14 protein-coding genes are annotated in these 17,517 nt (G+C 68.8%); 12 read left to right on the plus strand and 2 right to left on the minus strand.

Annotated elements, in window-relative coordinates; translation table 11 throughout:
* Position 1 precedes the first annotated feature (1 nt).
* Genes ASD38_RS22955 through ASD38_RS22980 form a run of 6 tightly spaced genes read left to right on the plus strand, consistent with a single transcriptional unit; the run spans position 2 to position 7,132 of the window.
* Positions 2-1,927 carry an acyl-CoA dehydrogenase gene (locus ASD38_RS22955; protein WP_156390848.1) on the plus strand — a complete coding sequence of 642 codons (1,926 nt, stop codon included), beginning with the start codon at positions 2-4 and terminating at the stop codon, positions 1,925-1,927.
* Positions 1,924-3,504, plus strand: coding sequence for an acyl-CoA ligase (AMP-forming), exosortase A system-associated (locus tag ASD38_RS22960; protein WP_200946040.1), 1,581 nt, complete (start codon positions 1,924-1,926; stop codon positions 3,502-3,504). The genes ASD38_RS22955 and ASD38_RS22960 overlap by 4 nt, the downstream gene beginning before the upstream one ends.
* Positions 3,501-4,487 carry an ATP-binding cassette domain-containing protein gene (locus ASD38_RS22965; RefSeq protein WP_056463838.1) on the plus strand — a complete coding sequence of 329 codons (987 nt, stop codon included), beginning with the start codon at positions 3,501-3,503 and terminating at the stop codon, positions 4,485-4,487. Before ASD38_RS22960 ends, ASD38_RS22965 begins: the two co-directional genes overlap by 4 nt.
* Complete coding sequence (locus tag ASD38_RS22970) at positions 4,480-5,592, plus strand: ABC transporter permease (RefSeq protein WP_056439787.1); 1,113 nt, start codon at positions 4,480-4,482, stop codon at positions 5,590-5,592. Before ASD38_RS22965 ends, ASD38_RS22970 begins: the two co-directional genes overlap by 8 nt.
* 35 nt (positions 5,593-5,627) lie before the next feature.
* Complete coding sequence (locus ASD38_RS22975; protein ID WP_056439789.1) at positions 5,628-5,912, plus strand: phosphopantetheine-binding protein; 285 nt, start codon at positions 5,628-5,630, stop codon at positions 5,910-5,912.
* Between the two features lie 8 nt (positions 5,913-5,920).
* Entirely contained in the window at positions 5,921-7,132 is a 1,212-nt protein-coding gene (locus tag ASD38_RS22980) for a beta-ketoacyl-[acyl-carrier-protein] synthase family protein (protein WP_056439838.1), read from the plus strand.
* Positions 7,133-7,158: 26 nt separating this feature from the next.
* Here the strand turns inward: ASD38_RS22980 and ASD38_RS22985 are convergent, their stop codons facing one another.
* The gene (locus tag ASD38_RS22985) at positions 7,159-8,118 is read right to left on the minus strand and encodes a 3-oxoacyl-[acyl-carrier-protein] synthase III C-terminal domain-containing protein (protein ID WP_056463841.1); all 960 of its coding nucleotides are present in this window, start codon (positions 8,116-8,118) and stop codon (positions 7,159-7,161) included.
* Positions 8,119-8,216: 98 nt separating this feature from the next.
* On the opposite strand from ASD38_RS22985, the gene ASD38_RS22990 reads away from it, so the two are divergent.
* Both ASD38_RS22990 and ASD38_RS22995 read left to right on the plus strand, forming a co-directional pair.
* Positions 8,217-8,507: an acyl carrier protein gene (locus ASD38_RS22990; protein WP_056463845.1), complete on the plus strand. Its 291-nt coding sequence runs from the start codon at positions 8,217-8,219 to the stop codon at positions 8,505-8,507.
* Positions 8,508-8,563: 56 nt separating this feature from the next.
* Positions 8,564-12,517, plus strand: coding sequence for a non-ribosomal peptide synthetase (locus ASD38_RS22995; protein ID WP_156390849.1), 3,954 nt, complete (start codon positions 8,564-8,566; stop codon positions 12,515-12,517).
* Positions 12,518-12,528: 11 nt separating this feature from the next.
* Here the strand turns inward: ASD38_RS22995 and ASD38_RS23000 are convergent, their stop codons facing one another.
* Positions 12,529-13,275, minus strand: coding sequence for a 4'-phosphopantetheinyl transferase family protein (locus ASD38_RS23000; RefSeq protein WP_156390850.1), 747 nt, complete (start codon positions 13,273-13,275; stop codon positions 12,529-12,531).
* Positions 13,276-13,285: 10 nt separating this feature from the next.
* On the opposite strand from ASD38_RS23000, the gene ASD38_RS23005 reads away from it, so the two are divergent.
* Genes ASD38_RS23005 through ASD38_RS23020 form a run of 4 tightly spaced genes read left to right on the plus strand, consistent with a single transcriptional unit; the run spans position 13,286 to position 17,515 of the window.
* Positions 13,286-13,972, plus strand: a complete 687-nt coding sequence (locus ASD38_RS23005) for an ABC transporter ATP-binding protein (RefSeq protein ID WP_056439798.1) — start codon at positions 13,286-13,288, stop codon at positions 13,970-13,972.
* Positions 13,969-15,360: an ABC transporter permease gene (locus tag ASD38_RS23010; RefSeq protein WP_056463854.1), complete on the plus strand. Its 1,392-nt coding sequence runs from the start codon at positions 13,969-13,971 to the stop codon at positions 15,358-15,360. The genes ASD38_RS23005 and ASD38_RS23010 overlap by 4 nt, the downstream gene beginning before the upstream one ends.
* A complete protein-coding gene (locus ASD38_RS23015) occupies positions 15,341-16,138 on the plus strand; it encodes an outer membrane lipoprotein-sorting protein (RefSeq protein ID WP_056463856.1) in 798 nt (265 codons plus the stop codon). The genes ASD38_RS23010 and ASD38_RS23015 overlap by 20 nt, the downstream gene beginning before the upstream one ends.
* The gene (locus tag ASD38_RS23020) at positions 16,139-17,515 is read left to right on the plus strand and encodes a hypothetical protein (protein ID WP_056463858.1); all 1,377 of its coding nucleotides are present in this window, start codon (positions 16,139-16,141) and stop codon (positions 17,513-17,515) included. It abuts the gene before it with no gap.
* Positions 17,516-17,517 lie beyond the last annotated feature (2 nt).

Here is a 17,517-nt window from a genome sequence, read left to right on the forward strand (position 1 = left end):
CGTGCCCGCTTCGCTCATCTCCCTGGTCAACGCGGATGCGCCGCCCTTCGCCCCGCCGCGAACCGCGCCGTCCGAATCCGTCTATCTGAACGACGCTCGGGAGACGGCCTTCTTCCTTTGGGAACTGCAGGAGGCCGACCAGTGGGCGCTGGGCGCCGCGCCCTTCGAGGCCGTGGACCGGACCAGGGTCGAGGACATCCTGGCCCGCGCCCGGACCTTCGCCGCCAAGCTGGGCCGGGCGTACCAGGAGGCCGACCGCTCGCCCGCGCATCTCGACGCCGACGGCGAGGTCGTCATTCCCCGCGCGTTCGCGGCGCTCTGGGAGGAATTCCTGCGCGACTGGCACTGGCTGCGTCTGCAGACGGAGACCGTCAGCCAAGAGCGGCCCGGCCTGCCGCAGATCGTCAATCAGATGATCTTCGAGATGTTCGTCGGGGCCAATCCCGCGTTCATGACCTACGGCGGCTTCACGCCCTCGGCGCTGTTCTTGATGGGACACGCGGCCACGCCCGAACAGCGGGCCCTGTTCGAGCAACCCCTGGCCGAAGGTCGCTGGGACGCCTGCTTCTGCGCCACCGAGGACACGGCCGGCAGCGACCTGTCCGACGTCAGGACCCACGCCGAACCGTTGCAGGACGGGGTCTACGCCGTCAGCGGCGTAAAGCGGTTCATCACCGCGGGCATGAACCCTCTGGTCGAGAACACCGTCTACCTGGTCATCGGCCGCGTCGCCGACGCCAAGCCCGGCTTCTTTTCGCTGTCCTGTTTCCTGGTGCCCCGTTTCTGGCCGGAAGCGGACGGGAGTCTCACCGACAACTTCGTCCGCTGCACGCGCGTCGAGGACAAGATGGGCCTGAACGGCTGCGCCAACACGCAGCTGGCGTTCGGTTGCGGCGGCGTCACGCGAGGAACCTTGCTGGGCGGTCGCAAGAACGTCGCCCTGCTGCAGCTTCAGCCCCTGATCCGCCGCGCGCGCATCGGCACCGGGCAGATCGCGCTGGGTCTGGCGTCCAGCGCTTATCTCCACAGCCTGCGTTTCGCTCGCCGGCGCGTTCAGGGCCGTCGCTTCGAGGAGGCCTCCAATGTCGAGGCCGACCAGGTGCCGATCATCGAGCACCTCGACGTCCAGCGCATGCTTTTGGAGATGCGCGCCTCGGTCGAAGGGTGCCGCAGCCTGATCGGTCGTCTCACCCGCGAGGTCACCAAGGTTCAGCAGATGGTGGCGGCCGGCCTGGGCAAGGACGACATGGAGCGGTCGGCGCGCCTGATCCTGCTCTACACGCCGATGGTGAAAGCCTATGTCTCCGACGAGGCCTGGAAGGTCGCCAGCCAAGCGATCCAGGTCCACGGCGGCGTCGGCTATCTGCGCGACAACCCTGTCGAGCAGTACTGCCGCGATATCCGCGTGCTCTCCATCTGGGAGGGCACCAACTACATCCAGGCCCAGGACCTGGTGCGCGAGAAGCTGGGGCTGGGCCGCCAGGCCCTCGCCATGCGCTACTTCACCGAGGACGTCGAAGCTTTCCTGGCGCGGGGAGCGGCCCATCCTAACCTGGCGGCGGAATTCGCCCTGCTGGAGGCGGGCCTGCGCTGCCTGACCGGCGCGCTCGAGGCGATCCAACGGCATGTCGTCGAAGGCCGCATCGCGCTGATCCCGCAGATCTGCACGCGGTTCCTGGCGATTTTTGGCGACGTGGCGGCCGGCTGGGGCCTGCTGGAGGCCGCCTGCGTGGCCGAGCGCGCCCTGAGCGCGGACAAGCCCGACCCGGCCTTCTATCGCGGCAAGGTCAAGACCGCGCGGTTCTTCGCGCGCAACACCCTGAGCGGCCTGCCGGCGCGAGCGGCCCTGATCCATGAGCTCGAGGATGTCGTGGTGCGCCTGGACGCCGACGAGTTCGGGTTCGCGGACGGCGGAGCGGAGACATGAGCGTGTCGGCCGATCCCACCTTCATGGCCTTCCTGACCCGCCAGGCCCAGGTGCGCGGCGAGGCGACGGCGCTGGTCTGCGGCCCCCAAAGCCTGACCTACGCGGCCTTGCACGCGGCGGTCTCCAACCTGGCGAGCGGACTGGTCCACCTGGGCCTGGCGCCGCGCGACCGCGTAGCGATTTTCCTGGACGCGACGATCGAGGCGGTCGTGTCCATCCTCGCGGCCTGGTCCGCCGGTCTCGTCGCCGTACCGGTCAACCCCAAGCTCAAGCCGCGCCAGGTCGGGCATATCATCGCCGACTGCGCGCCCAAGGCGCTGGTCACCACCGCCCGGCGGGCCGGCCTCCTGGCCCACGACTGCGACCTGGAAGGCCTGTCCCTGCTGCTGGTGGGCTCCGCCCCTGCGGATTCGGACGGGCCCGACCTGGACTGGAAGGCGCTGAGCGAACGTGCGGCCGACGCACCTCCGCATCGCAGCATCGACAACGATCCGGCCGCCATTCTCTACACGTCCGGTTCCACCGGCCTGCCCAAGGGCGTGGTCGTGTCCCACCGCAACCTCATCTGCGGCGCCCAGGCGGTGAACGCCTACCTCGGCACGCGCCCCGACGACGTCGTGCTGGCGGTGCTGCCGCTCAGCTTCGACGCGGGTCTCAGCCAGATCACCACGGGCCTGATGGCCGGCGCGAAGATCGTCCTCCACGGCTTCCTGCGGGCCAAGCCGCTGATCACCCTTTGCGAAGCCGAAGGCGTCACCATGATCACGGCGGTGCCGCCCCTTTGGCGGCTGATCGTCGACGGTCCCTGGACACCGGCCGCCAGCCGGGGCGTACGGCTGTTCGCCAACACCGGCGGGCATATGTCCGCACCACTGCTGGCTGAACTGCGCGCGTGCTTTCCCGCCGCCCGCCCCTTCCTGATGTACGGCCTCACGGAGGCGTTTCGCTCGACCTATCTCGATCCATCGGAGGTCGACCGCCGGCCCGACTCGATCGGCAAGGCCATCCCCAACAGCGAAATCCTGGTGCTCGATGAGCGCGGCGCGCCCTGCCCGCCTGGGCAGGTCGGCGAGCTGGTGCACCGTGGCGCGCTCGTGACGCTGGGATACTGGAACCGTCCCGAGGAGACCGCCGCCCGTTTTCGCCCCCTGCCGGGCGGTCGCCCGGGCTTGCTGGCCGAGATGGCGGTCTGGTCGGGCGACCTGGTGGAAACCGACGCCGAGGGCTTTCTCTACTTCCGCGGGCGGCGCGACGAGATGATCAAGACATCGGGCTACCGCATCAGTCCGCTCGAGATCGAGTCCGTGCTCTCCGAGGCGCCTGACGTGCTCGAAGCCGCCGTCTTCGGGATCGACGACGAAGCGCTGGGTCAACGGCCCGTCGGCGCGGTCGTCTTGCGTCCCGGCGGCTCGCCTCAGGCGGTCGAGATGTTCGTCGCCGCGCGGCTGCCCGGATACATGGCCCCCCTGCTCTGGCCCCTGGCGTCCCTGCCGCGATCCCCGAACGGCAAGATCGACAGGCACGACCTGCGAACCCGCTATCACGACGCCCGAACCACGATCGGAGTCCCCTCATGAGCCTTTCCGACAACGAGGTTCGCGACGATCTCGCGCCCGCCCTGCTCCCCAAGCCCGGAGCGCCCTCCGCGACCTCCCCGCCTCCGGGCGTGCGGGTTGATCGTCTGATCGTGAAGACAAAAGCGGGCTTCGCGCTCGACGTCCAGGATCTGTCCCTGGCGGCCGGCGAGACGGTGGCGATCGTCGGCGCCAACGGCGCGGGCAAGACGACCCTGCTCGAGGCGCTGCTGGGCCTGCGCAAGACGGACGTCGCGGAAGGCGGCATCGGTGAGGCCAGCCTCCAGGCCTGGGCCCGCAGCCCGCGCCTGCGCCGGCGAATGGGTGTGCTCCTGCAGCGCACGGCGCTGCCATTCGGGTTGCGGGTCCGGGACGTTCTGGACCTGCACCGGCGCATCTACGGCAGCCAGGCGCAGGCCGTCCTGGAGGCGCTGGACGTCCCCCGAATGCGGAACTTCAACTATGACTGGCTCTCGCGCGGCCAGCGCCAGCGCGTCGACCTGGTCATGGCCCTGGCGCACCGCCCCGACCTGATCCTGCTCGACGAGCCCTTCACCGGCCTGGACCAGCAGTTCGCCACCGCCACCCATCACCTGTTGAGCGGGATGAGCTCGGCCACCGTGCTGCTGGCCTGCCACTCGGCGCACGAGCTTTCGCTGGCCGACCGCATGCTGTGGATGCGCGACGGGCGCGTCGCGGCCTTCGCGCCGCCGGCCACGCTGGTCAAGGACATGCTCGGCGAATACGCCCTCAAGGTCAGCCTGCACGACGCCGCCAGCGCCGAGCGTCTGCGCGCCCGCGCCCAGGGCGCCGTCCGGCTGATCCACGCGCCGCGGCCCGAACAGCTGCACCTGTTCGGCGGCTCCGACCTCGAAACCCTGGCCCACGCGCTGATCGGCGAGCCGGCGATCGCCTCGGTCGAATTCGGCGCGGCCAGCTACACCGACCTGCTTCACGTCTGCGCCTTGGGAGACACCCATGCTTAGCGGCTTCGACGCCCTGATCCGCACCGAATTGCGCAGCCTGATGCGCGAGAGGGTCTCGCTGTTCTGGATCTTCCTGTTCCCGATCGTCTTCCTGGGCATGATGATGATCGCCTCGGGCAGCGGCAGCACGCTGGCGCCGGTGACCATCGAGGTCGTCGATCACGACCGCAGCGATGCCAGCCGCGACTATCTGGCGGCGGTTGGCCGCGTCTTCGCCAGCGGCGATCCGGTCAGCGGCAAGCTGGTGGCCGACAGCGGCCGCGGCCCCGTGACCGCGGGCCATGTGCGCGTGACGGTGCCCAAGGGGTTCGGCGGCGCCGCCGCGCGCGGCGCTCCGGTCTCGGTGAGCGTCGAGTACGAGCGTAACGGCGAGATCGGCACCCAGGTGGCCGCACGCGTCTTCGGGCCCGTGACGATCGCCTACAACGCGAGGCTGGCCAAGGCCGCCATGCCCGTGCGCGTGGAGATCAGCGGCCGCGCCGCGCCGCGCCTGATCGACTTTTCCCAATACCTGCTGACGGGGGTGCTCGTGGTGGCCATGATGTCGGCCGCCATCAGCTCGACCTGCGTGGCGATCGCCACCCGCCGAGAACAGAACACCTTCAAACTGATGGCGTGCCTGCCGCTGGGACCGCTGAGCTATCTGGCGGCGCTGATCCTGGCCCGCGTGATCGTGCTCTTCATCGCCTCGGCCCTGCTGTTGGTCTTTGGACGCTGGGTTCTGGGGATCGTCATGCCCCTCACCCTTACCGCCCTGGTCACGGCGACGGTGCTGACGTGCGTCGGAGCGGCCGCGATGATCAGTCTCGGCGCGATGATGGCCTCGCGCATCTCCGCCGCGCCGGTCGCCATCTTCCTCTCCAACATCGTCTATCTTGGCCTTCTGATGCTCAGCGACCTGACCATCCCCTTGCGGGGCGTCCCTGACCAGATTCGTCAATGGCTGTCGTATCTGCCGACCAGCCAGCTCGTCGCCGGCCTGCGGTCGGCCCTGATCCAGGGCCAGGACCTGTCCCACCAGGGCGGTGTGCTGCTGATCCTTTCCGCCTGGACCGTGCTGTTCCTGGCCGTGGCCAGGTTGACGTTCCGCTGGCACCGCGTCTGAGCACGCCGACCCCGCGAACAACCAAGGAGGATGTGATGAAAAGCCCCTACGACGCGGAAATCATCGGGATCATCAGCTCCCGCGTGAAGATCGACCCGACGGAATTCACGCGGGAGATGACGCTCGACAGCGCCGGCCTGGACTCGATCGACATCATCGAGACGGTCTTCGAGCTGGAGGACCGTTTCAAGATCGCGATCCCGTTCAACGCCAACGCCCAGGACAAGGAGAAGCTGAGGACGGCCGGCGACGTCATCGACCTTGTCACGCAACTGATCGTCGAAGCCGACGCCCTCGTCCCCGCGCCATCGCAGGCCTGAGGATGGCGATGCGACGCGTAGCGATCACCGGCATGGGCGTGATGTGCGCCATCGGCCGGTCCATGGCCGAACTGCAGGCCTCGCTGCGGGAATCCCGGGCGGGCATCGGCCCCATCTCCCTGGTGTCCCGCGAGGGCCTCCAGGCCAAGGTGGCCGCCGAGATCCGCGACTATGTCGCCACCGACCATTTCGACGAGCGCCGCTTGGTCCTTCTGGACCGGACCTCGCAGTTCGCTCTGCTCGCCGCCGACCAGGCCCTGGCCGACTCCGGACTGGCGCTGGACAAGATCGACCGGTCTCGGGTGATGACCGTGCTGGGGACGGGCACGGGCTGCGCGACGGCCATCGACGACAATTTTCACGCCACCTACAAGATGGGCGGGCGACCTCATCCGCTGTGCGTGCCCAAGCTGATGATCAACGCGCCGGTCAGCCAGGTCACCATGGCTCACGGTCTGACCGGCCCGTCGTTCATGGTCTCCACCGCCTGCGCCTCCGCCAGCCACGCCATCGGCGTAGCCTTCCAGATGATCCGCGCGGGCCTGGCCGACGTCGCCGTGACCGGAGGATGCGACGCGACCTTGTCGTGGGGCCAGTTGCGGGCCTGGGACGGCCTGCGGGTCATGGCCCCGGACACCTGCCGCCCGTTCTCGCGCGACCGGTTGGGGATGGTGCTGGGCGAGGGCGCCGGCGTCGTCGTCCTCGAAGCGATGGATCTGGCCCAGCGCCGCGGGGCCGACATCAAGGCCGAACTTCTGGGCTTCGCCATGAACTCGGACGCCGGGCACCTGGTCAATCCGTCGGTGGGAGGATGCGCCGACGTCGTATCGGCCTGCCTGCGCGACGCGGGGCTGAACTCGGAAGACGTCGACTATGTCAACGCGCACGGCACAGGCACCCAGGTCAACGACATCGCCGAGACGGCCGCGTTGCGGCAGGCCTTCGGCGCTCACGCCGACCGCCTGATGGTGTCGTCCACCAAGTCGATGCACGGCCACACGATCGGCGCGGGCGGCGCGATCGAACTTTGCGCCACGATCGCCAGCGCCCGGGGCGGCTTCATTCCGCCGACGATCAATTTCTCGGAGCCCGACCCGCAGTGCGACCTCGATTACGTGCCCAATGTGGCGCGCGACGCCCGCATGACGACCGCGCTTTCGACGTCTTTCGCGTTCGGCGGCCACAACGCGGCGCTCGCGGTCGGGCTGGGGTGGTCATGAGCGGTCGCCCTCCCCATCCCCGCCCCCTAGGCGGTCTTGCGCAGAGCCACCGCGCTCCAGGTCCAGACGCCGGTGTTCAGCAACACGACGAGATCGCCCTCGGCGATCTGGCCCTGGTCGTCCAGCGCGCGCAAGGTGACCAGGTTGTCGCTGGCGTCCAGGTGTCCGTAGGCGGCGCGGCCCTCCCGCCTCAAGCGCTCGGCCGGAAGCTTCAGCGTGTCGGCGATCACCTTCAGCGCATCAACGTGGAAGTGTCCGGCCAGCACGTGCTGGGCCTCGCGCAACGGCGCGCCGATGACCGCCGTGAAGTCCCGATCCAGGCGGCGAACGGACTTGTGGGTCTCCAGAACCAGGCGGCTGAAGTCCTTGCGTGGGTCCAGCTGGGCCACGCCCGGCGCGCCCACCGAGCGCACCGCCTCGATCCGAAAGCCCGACCGCGGCTCCGTCCCGACCAGGCAACTGGCGGCCGCGTCGCCCAGAACCGCCGCGCCGCCCCTCATGAACCGCGGAAGGTCGGGCCTCTGTCGGTCGACCGTCACCACCAGGATGCGCTGGTGCTGGCCGGCCGCGACCATGGCGTGGGAAAGCCCGAGCGAGACGCCAAGGTTGCCGCAAGCCGACAACCAGGCGCCATAGGGACAGGCCCTGGCCAAGCCCAGCCCCGCGAACGTCTCGAGCAGGGCGTCGCGGAGGCGCAGATGTTCGAGCCGCTGACGCTCCTCGACCTTCGGCGCGCCGACGTCCCAGAAGCTTTCGGTGGCCAGCACCACCGCGTCCACGTCGAGCGGATCCACGGCGGCGCGTTCGAGGGTCTCGCTCATGGCGCGGCGAGCCAGCGCGACGAGGCCTTCCTCGTCGATCGCCACCTCGGAAAATCCTTCCTGGGCCAGAACCAGCACCGTCTTCGGATCCTCGTCCGCTCCGGCCGCCTGAGCCAAGGGGATCGCCGGTCCCGTCGCCAGGCCAATGCCGTGCAGGTAGCTCATCAACCCCTCCCATGCCGCCAAGATGGCCACGCCCCTTGCGACGAGCTTTCGGCAATTGAAGAATTCAGAATAGGCATTCGATGTAAAGGAGAAATTCCTTGCAAGACGTTTTGCTAGAGGTCGAAATTAATCAAACTACCTTTGACGAAAAGGAAGTCTCTGATTTCCTGCGAGTACTTTGGTCGTTTGTTCTTGAAACGCCCGAAATCCCGCTCGATGTCAGCTTTTTCGACCTCGGCGGGCGATCTCTGCAGATGATGGTGGTGATCAATCACCTCAGAACACGGTTCGGCCTGGAAATCTCGCCGCTGGCCTTCGTCCTGGCCCCGACGGTCCAGGCTCTGGCGCGGCATTGCTGCGCGCCTCAAGACGCGGAGGACTACCTGTGAATTCGGACGCCTCCGAACTGCTCGTCGACCTCCTCTGGCGCGTTCGCGGAAAGGGAGTGGGCCTGCGCGCCGACGGCGATCGCATCACCCTGTCGGGGACCGAGCAGCTGGACGCCGCCGATCGCGCCGCGCTCAAGGCGCGCCGTGACGAGGTGCTGGCCTATTTGCGCGCCGAGGCGGATCTGCGACGGATCACGCCCGAGCCGCTGGCGGCTCCGACCCTCTCGATCGACCAGGAACGAATCTGGCTGCTCTGGCGGCTGGAACCCCAACTGGGACAGTTTCGGATCGTCAGCTCGATCGAGATCGACGGGCGCCTCGACCCCGTCGCCTTCGAGAAGGCCGTCGCCCAGTTGGTGCGGCGGCACGAACAATTGCGGCTTTCCATCCAGCCTTCGGACGACGGATGGGACCTGGGGCTTCACGATCCCGAGCGGTTCCGCCCGCTGGTGCGCGAACTGGAGGACGACGACATACCCGCCCTCGAGCGCTTGGCCATGGACTTCAGCGAGCGGGGCTTCGAGCCGGATGGCGAGCCGCTTTTCCGGGTCGGCCTCTTCCTGTCGCCGAAGCGCAGCTATGTGGTCACCCTCGCCCACCACCTCGTCAGCGACGGCTGGTCGACGATGCTGATCGGACGCGATCTGGCCGCGTTCTATTCCGACGTGGTCGCCGGCCGGGAGTCCCCGCAGGGGCCGCCCCATCGCTATTTCGACATCGCTCGCTGGCAACAACGTCTGCTGGACGGCAGTCTCGGCCAGGCCCAGCTGGACTACTGGCGCAGGCTGGTGGCGGCCGCGCCTCCGCCGCTGGATATGCCCGCCGATCATGCGCGACGGGCGGACGTCACCTTCAGCGCTCGGGAACACGAATGGATCGCGCCGCCCGACGTGGCCGCGGCGGCCCGCGCCCTCGCCCAGCAAACCGGCGTCGGCCTGTTCGCCCTGATCTCGACCGCCTGGGCGATCGTGCTGGGTCGGCGTTCCCGCTCGGATGACCTTGTCCTGGGCGTTCCCCTGGCCGGCCGGACGCGAAGCGAGGCGGAACTGGTCGTGGGCCTGTTCTCGCGCATGGGCGCCTTGCGGGTGCGCCTCGATCCGGCGCTCAGCTTTCGCCAGTTGGTCGAACGCGTCCAGGATGAAACGGGCCGCATGCTGGCCAACCAGGACGTCCCCATCGAGACCGCCACGCGCGGCTTGAGCCGTGACGGCGACCTGTCGCCGCTGTTCAACGCCTGCACCAACATGTTGCCGCGCACGCGTGAAACCCACATCGCCTACGGCGAGCACGCGGGGCGCGCCATGGCCCTGGCCACGGGCGGCACACAGTTGTTCGGCCTGTCCCTGATCATGTGGGAAAGCGAAGACCTCTACCTGACGATCTCCTATCAGGACGAGCGGTTCGCCGCGGAGAGCATCGCCGACCTGGCGCGCCAGCTCACCGGCATGTTGAGCGCGGCTTGCGCGGAACCCGACGCCCCGATCCAGGCGCTCAAGAGCGTGGGCGAAGCCGAGCGCCAGGCGCTGCTGGCCCAGGCTTCGGGACCGCCTCTCCAGGCAGAGGGCCTGCTTCACGACTTGATCGCCGCCCAGGCCCGGCGAGCGCCCGAGGCGACGGCCGTCGAATGCGGCGACGCCAAGCTGACCTATGCCCAGCTCGACGCCCGCGCCAACCACCTGGCGCGTCGCCTGCAGGCCCTGGGCGTGGGTCCAGACCGGCTGGTGGCTCTGTGCCTGCCGCGCGGCGTTGAGCTGGTCTGCGCGATTTTGGCCACGCTCAAGGCGGGAGGCGCCTACCTGCCGATCGACCCGGACTATCCGCCCGATCGCCGGGTTTTCATGCTCAACGACGCCGAGGTCGCGGCGGTGGTTTCCGACGCGAACTTCTCGGGCGTGCTTCCAACCGGAACGCCGCTGGTGACCTTGGACGAGCCCGCGGAGGACGCCGAGGCTCCGCCGTGCGCGGCGCGGCCGGAAAGCCTGGCCTACGTGATCTACACCTCGGGCACGACCGGACGGCCCAAGGGGGCGCTGATCGAACACCGGAACATCGTCAACCACACCGTCTGGTTCAACGACGCTTTTGGCCTGGGTCCCGGCGACAGGGTGCTGCAACGAACGCCGAGCAGTTTCGACGCCTCGGTGTGGGAACTGGTCTCGCCGCTGGCGGCCGGCGCGACACTGGTGCTGGCGCCGCCCCAGGCGGGCGCCGATCCTCAGGAAATCGAGAACCTGCTGGCTGGCGGCGTCACCGTCATGCAGTGCGTTCCGTCGCTGCTGGACCTGTTGATCGACGCCGGCGTCTTTTCGCGCGCCAAGGCGCTTCGCCTGCAATTTTGCGGCGGCGAGCCCCTGAGCCCGGACCTGGCGCGCCGGTTCGCCGCGTGCTCGGCGGCCCGATTGGTCAATCTCTACGGTCCGACGGAAGCCACGATCGACAGCCTGTGGTGCGAGGCTCCGCTGGACGCGGCGCGCATGCCCATCGGCCGCCCCATCGCCGGCATGTCGGCCTATATCGTCGATGACGCCGGCGCCCTGGCGCCCAAGGGCGCGATCGGCGAACTCTGGGTGGGCGGAGCGGGCGTGGGCCGGGGCTATCTCAACAGGCCCGACCTCACCGAAGCGCGCTTCGTCACCGCCGACTTCGCCCCCGGCCAGCGCCTCTATCGCACCGGCGATCTCGGCCGCTGGCGGCTCGACGGCGCGGTGGAGCTGTTTGGCCGCGTCGACGAGCAGGTCAAGCTGCACGGCTATCGCATTGAACCCGGCGAGATCGAGACCCAGCTGACAGGCCATCCGTCCGTCGCCAGCGCGGCCGTGGTCGTGCGCGAGGACGCCGGCGGCCACAAGCGGCTCGTCGCCTACGTCACGCCGACGGCCGGCGCCGCGATCGACGTCGAGCGCCTGCGCATCCGGGTCAAGTCGCGGTTGCCGGACTACATGACGCCGTCGGCCTTCGTGGTGCTGGAGACCCTGCCCAGGCTGCCCAATGGGAAGCTGGATCGCGCGGCGTTGCCGATGCCCGAGCGCGCGCTGGCCGAAACCGTCTATGTCGCGCCACGCACTCCGCTGGAACGTCGTGTGGCCGACCTGCTGTGCGAAGTTCTCGGCATCGACCGGGTTGGGGTCCACGACAACTTCTTCGAACTCGGCGGCGACTCTCTGCTGGCGGCGCGCTTCGGCGCCAGGCTGGCGACGGTTCTGGGCCGCAGGGCGCCGCTCAGCAAACTGTTCGCGCGCCCCACCGTCGCGGAGCTGGCGCAATGGCTGGCCGAGGATGACGTCGACAACGCCACGCCCTTCCCCATCCCGTTGCGAACCCGTTCGGGGGCGCGAACGGCGGTGCTGTTGATGCCCACCATGCTCGGCATGGGCTCCACCTATAGCCAGCTGGCGCGCCGCCTGACCTCGCAGGTCGACGTTCACACCTGCCGCCTGCCTGGGGTCGAGCCCGGCGAGACGCCGCTGACGACGCTTGCCGACATCGCCCGTCACTGCCTGACGGCCGCGCCGGACCTGGACCGCTATGACACGCTGGTGCTTTCAGGGTGGTCGTTCGGCGGCCTGATCGCCTACGAGGCGGCGCTGCAACTGATCGAGGCCAAGCGACCGGTCAGTCAGGTCATTCTCCTGGACAGCTACCGTCCCGCCGAGGGCCGCGCGGATGGCGACGCGATGGCCAATCGCTTGGAGCGGCTCCTTGAAATCCAGTTCGGCCGCGCCGGCCTGAAAGCTATCAACCTGCCCCTGTTCTCGGCGGTCTACCGCGCCAACGCCGGCGCGGCGGCGGCCTACGATCCAGCACCCCTCGACGCTCGCGTCATCGAGGTTCGCGCCAAGGAGAGCGCGGATCGGATCGTCGCCGGCGCGCTGCATCCGCTGCCCGCGCGCTCGCCGCGCGTGGTGACCATCGCCGGCGGGCATTTCACGATGCTGGCGCCGGAGGGGCTTCCCGCCCTGGTCACGGCCTTTGACGAGGCCCTGCAAGACAGCCTGGAGCCGGCTCTATGACGTTCGCCTGGCTAAATGGCGAGATCGTCGCGCGAGATCCAACGTTCGCGCAGGGACGCCGAACCGGGCGGAGCGTCCGCGCGAACGGCCACGGCGAGCAGGTGTTCGCCCAGGTCGCGCGTGTGGAGCCGCCATGCCGCCGGATCCTCCCCCAGTTCCGGGGCGAACGCGAGGCCAGGGCTGGAAAGATCCACCCTCACCTGGTCCAACGGGATCGAGAGCCCGCCGCCGATAGCCTTCATCGCGGCCTCCTTGGCGGTCCAGTAGCGCAGGAAGAGCCGCCGACGCACCGGCGACGGCGCGGCGTTCACCTCGGCCGCCTCCTCCGGCGAGAAATAACGATCCGCCAAGCCGAGGGCGTCGACCGAACGGTCGACCGCCTCGACATCGACGCCCACCCGGCCGGACCCGTGAAACGCCGCCGCGATCAGTCCGGGACAATGGCTGATGTTGACGTCGGGACGACCGGCCCCGCGGCCGACCAGCGCCGGCCGGCCACGAGGCCCGATTTCGAGGGGCCAGTCCTCGACGCCGGTTTCGTCCCGCACCAGGCGCTCCAGCAGCAGCCGGCCGGCGACGAAACGGGCTTGGTCGCCAGCGCGCCTGAACCGCCCCGCCCTCGCCTGGTCATCGCGGTTCAGGCGCGTCGTCGGCCAGGGCGTGCCCGCCGCCCCGTCGAGCGCCAGGAGATAGACGGACGTCCCCAAGATCATAGGCCTCCTGTCTCGGCTGTGATTCCACGCCGCGAACCCGGCCACGGAGGAAGAAGTGCTCGTTGAAGTTCGGAACCTGATCAAGACCTATCGCGACGCGAAGGTTGAAGTCCCCGCGCTTCGGGGCGTCAATCTGACGATCGAGCCGCGCAAGTTCGCCATGATCGTCGGCGCCTCGGGGTCGGGCAAGACGACCTTGCTCAACATCCTCGGCTGCGTGGATCGTCCCACCTCCGGCGAGGTGTTCATCGATGGCGTGGAGGTGGGCGCGCTCGCCGATCGCGACGCCACGCGATTTCGCGCCGAGCGCATCGGCTACATTTTTCAGACCTTCAACCTGGTGCCGGTGCTTTCGGCGTTCGAAAACGTCGAATACGTCCTTCGCCTGACCGATCTGTCGCCGGTCGAGCGCCGCGAGCGAACCCTGCAGGCGCTGGAGGCCGTCGGCGTCGCCGATCAGCGCGACCAGCGTCCGGGGGAAATCAGCGGCGGCCAGCGCCAGCGGGTCGCCATCGCGCGCGCCCTGGTCAAGCGGCCCGCCCTGGTCCTCGCCGACGAGCCCACCGCCAATCTCGACAGCCGCACGGGCGAAATGATCATCGACCTGATGGCCGAGATGCAGCAGCGCTTCGCCACGACCTTCATCTTCTCCACGCACGACCGGAACCTGATCCGCCGCGGCGAGCAGGTCATCACCATCTCCGACGGTCGCGCCCTCGAAACCGCTGGAGCGTTGTCATGATCTCGCTGCCGCAGGTGGCCTTGCGCAACGTCCTGCGCAACGGGCGACGCTCCATGTCGACCACGCTCTCGATCATGCTGAGCGCCATCACGATCCTGACCTTCGGGTCGTTCATGCGCTACGTCGTCCTGAGCTACCAGACCTCGACGGTCGAACGCGTCGGCCATCTGGCGCTCTATCAGAAGGGTTACAACGCCTTCGGCGCCGGCGACCCGTCCGCCTACGGCATCCCCAACTACCAGCGGGTGGTCGACACGCTGCGCGCGGATCCGCAGCTGTCGCGCCTGACCCGGGTCGTCACCGAGACCCAGGCGGTCTTCGGCGTGGCCGGCTACTATCCGGCCGGGACCTCGCGCACCTTCATGGGCGACGGCGTGGTTCCCGCCGACCGGGCGACCATGCAGCGCTGGAACGCCTACAAGATCCCGGAATTCGACGTGCGCCGCTCGGCGGTCAGGTCCGACGATCCGGAAAGCGGCGTGATCGGCACCGGCTTGGCCACGATCCTGCAAATGTGCGCGCCCCTGGACCTGCGCTGGTGCGCCGCTCCGCCGCCCAAGGTCCAGGCCGTCGCCGCGGACGAAAGCCAGTTCGAAAGCCTTCGCGCTCTGGATGCGCCGGCGACCATGGCCGCCGGCGGCGCGAAGCCCCGGATCGACTTGCTGGCCGCCACCGCGTCCGGCGCGCCGAACGTGGTCTCCCTGAACGTCGAGCGGGCCGAGTTCCAAGGCGTCAAGGAGATCGACGACGCCTATGTCGCCATGACCCTGCCCCTGGCCCAGAAGCTGGTCTACGGGCGCGGCGAGCCCCGTGTCACCAGCATCGTGCTGCAACTCAACGACACCGCCGATCTCGCCCGCGCCAAGAAACGCGTCCTCCAGATCATCCGCCAAGCCGGGCTTTCGCTCGAGATGAGGGATTTTACCCAGATCGCGCCTCTGTACGCCCAGACCACCAGCTTCCTGTCGGTGATCTTCGGCTTCGTGGCCTCCATCCTCGGCACGATCGTGTTGTTCACGGTCGTCAACACCCTGCAGATGACCGTCGTCGAGCGCACGAACGAGATCGGCACCTTGCGCGCGCTCGGCGTCCAGCGCGGCGGCGTGCGAAACCTGTTCCTCGCCGAGGGGCTGATCCTGGGCCTGGCGGGCGCGACCCTGGGCCTGGTGGTCGCCAGCCTCCTGGCCTTTGCGATCAACGCCTCGGGCCTGACCTGGACGCCGCCGGGCGCCGCCGGGCGCGTCCCCTTCCGCCTCTATTTCTTCGAGTTCCCGCAGCTGCTGTTCGGAGTCTGGATCGGGCTGGTGGCGATCGTGACCCTCGCCAGCGTCCGGCCGGCCAATCGCGCGGCGCGCATGGAGGTGGTCGATGCCCTGCGGCACGTCTGAAACGCCGGCCTGGCGGCGCCGCGAGGTTCTGTTGGCGCTGGCGAGTCCAGCGCTGCTGGCCCAGGCCGCGCCCTCGGCGCAACAAATCCTGGTCACGGCGGATCGGGTCCGCAACGGCGGCCGCCCGTTCAGCACGCTGAACACGCTGACGGAATACCGCAACGGAGCCGTCGCCAGCACCCTGGCCTTGCGGATCTATTCGAAGCTGGACGCCGGCACGCAGCAATATCGCAATCTCGTGCGCTACGTCGCCCCCGCCGCCGACGCCGGCAAGATCATGCTGATGGACGGGCGGCTGATGTGGTTCTACGACCCGTCCTCGAGCGCGACGGTCCGGGTGTCGCCCCAGCAGCGATTGACGGGTCAGGCCTCCAACGGCGACGTGCTGACGGTCAACCTGGCCAAGGACTACGCCGCCAAGACCGCCAAGCGCGAGCAGGTCGTCGACGCCGACCGCGCCGATCGCGCGTGCTGGCGCCTGGACATGACCGCCGCCAACGACCGCGCCGTATACGCCCGCCTCGAGCACTGGATCGACGTCGCCAGCAGCCTGCCGGTCAAGACCAAGTACTATGCCGACAGCGGCAGGCTGCTGAAGATCGTCTACTACCGCGCCTACCAGACCGTGCTGGGCGGAACGCGGCCGCTGGAGGCGATCATCCTGGACCAGATCGACAACCGCCTGACCACGAAAATGCGCTTCTCCGATTTCCAGGCCGCGGACATTCCCGACGCCTGGTTCCAGCGAGACTACCTGCCTCATCTTGGATCGCGCTAGATGACCAGGGCCGTGGGGGGGCTGGCGGCGATCCTGGTCGCGACCACCGCCTCTGGGGCGCTGGCGCGGCAGACATCGTCCGATCCCCTTCCAGACATCGGCGTGCTTTCCGACAGCGCGCCGATCCAGTCCCAGTCGGCGTCGGGCCTCCCGCTGCTGAAGCTCAATGGCGTCGCCCAGGAGACCCGGACACGCGCTTCGCCGGCGTTTGGGACGACGCGAGGCGACGACCAGGCGGCCTACCTGCTGAATCTCGACGCGCGGGGTCTGGTCGGCGAAGGTCGACCGCTGCGCCTCAACTACAGCCTGCGCGCCTCGGCCACCCAGGACACGCCGTCCGGCGACGGCATAAGGCTATATGTGCGCGAGACCTATCTGACCTGGACGCCGAGCGACACCTCGGCGCTCAACCTGGGCCGCGTCAACTACCGGTCCGGCGTCGCCTATGCGTACAATCCCACGGATCTCTTTCGAGGCCGTTCGAACGTTGACGAGGTCTCGCTGGACCCTCTCGTGCGGCGCGAAAGCCGCCTCGGCGTGGTGATGGTCTCGGCCCTGGCGCTGTTCGACAAGGGCGCGGTGACGGCGATCGTCGCCCCAAAGCTCAGCGAACCGCGGCCTTTCGGTTATGTCCGCCCCCAGGGCGTGGGCCTGGATCTCTATCGGACGAACGCCCGCGCGCGCGGGCTGCTCAAGGCCAGCTATGCGCTGGACCACAATTTCGCGCCGGAAGTCCTGCTGCTGTACGACGACGACCGGTGGTCCGCGGGCCTCAATCTCTCGACGGGCCTGGGCGACACCGTGGTGCTGTTTCTCGAAGGACGCGCCGGCGTGGGCGACAGCCTCCTGGCGCGCTCGACCGATTTCGCTCGCGAGACCGGCGTGCTCCCGCCAGGGCCCGAAGGACTGCCCGGGGCCAAGCGCGATCAGACCTTCCATGGCCTGGCCACCGGCTTCAGCTACAGCCCGACATCGAAGATCAACCTCGTTCTGGAATACGACCACAGCAGCGCCGCGCCGTCGGCGGCCCAGTGGTCGCGCCTGTCCAAGATCGCCGCCGGCGGCGGACTGGCCCAGGCCGAGTTCCGCCTTCTCAACTATTTCGCCAGCAACGAGGAAGAGCTCCGCATCCGCGACGCGGTCTTCATGCGCGTCGGCGCGGATTCGGTTTTCGTCGACCGCCTCGGCGGGTCGGTGCTGGCCAACATCAGCCCTCAGGACGGCTCGGGCTTGGTCCAGGCCACGGCGGTCTTGGATCTGAGCACCGGCTGGTCGGTCAGCCTGGTGGGCGCGACCACGTTCGGCGGCGACCAAACCGTCTACGGCGGCGCCGCGCTGGCGCGTTCGCTGTCGATCGGGTTCGCCAAGACCTTCTAGCC

It is taken from the genome of Caulobacter sp. Root487D2Y, assembly GCF_001427165.1.
Taxonomy (GTDB): Bacteria; Pseudomonadota; Alphaproteobacteria; order Caulobacterales; family Caulobacteraceae; genus Caulobacter.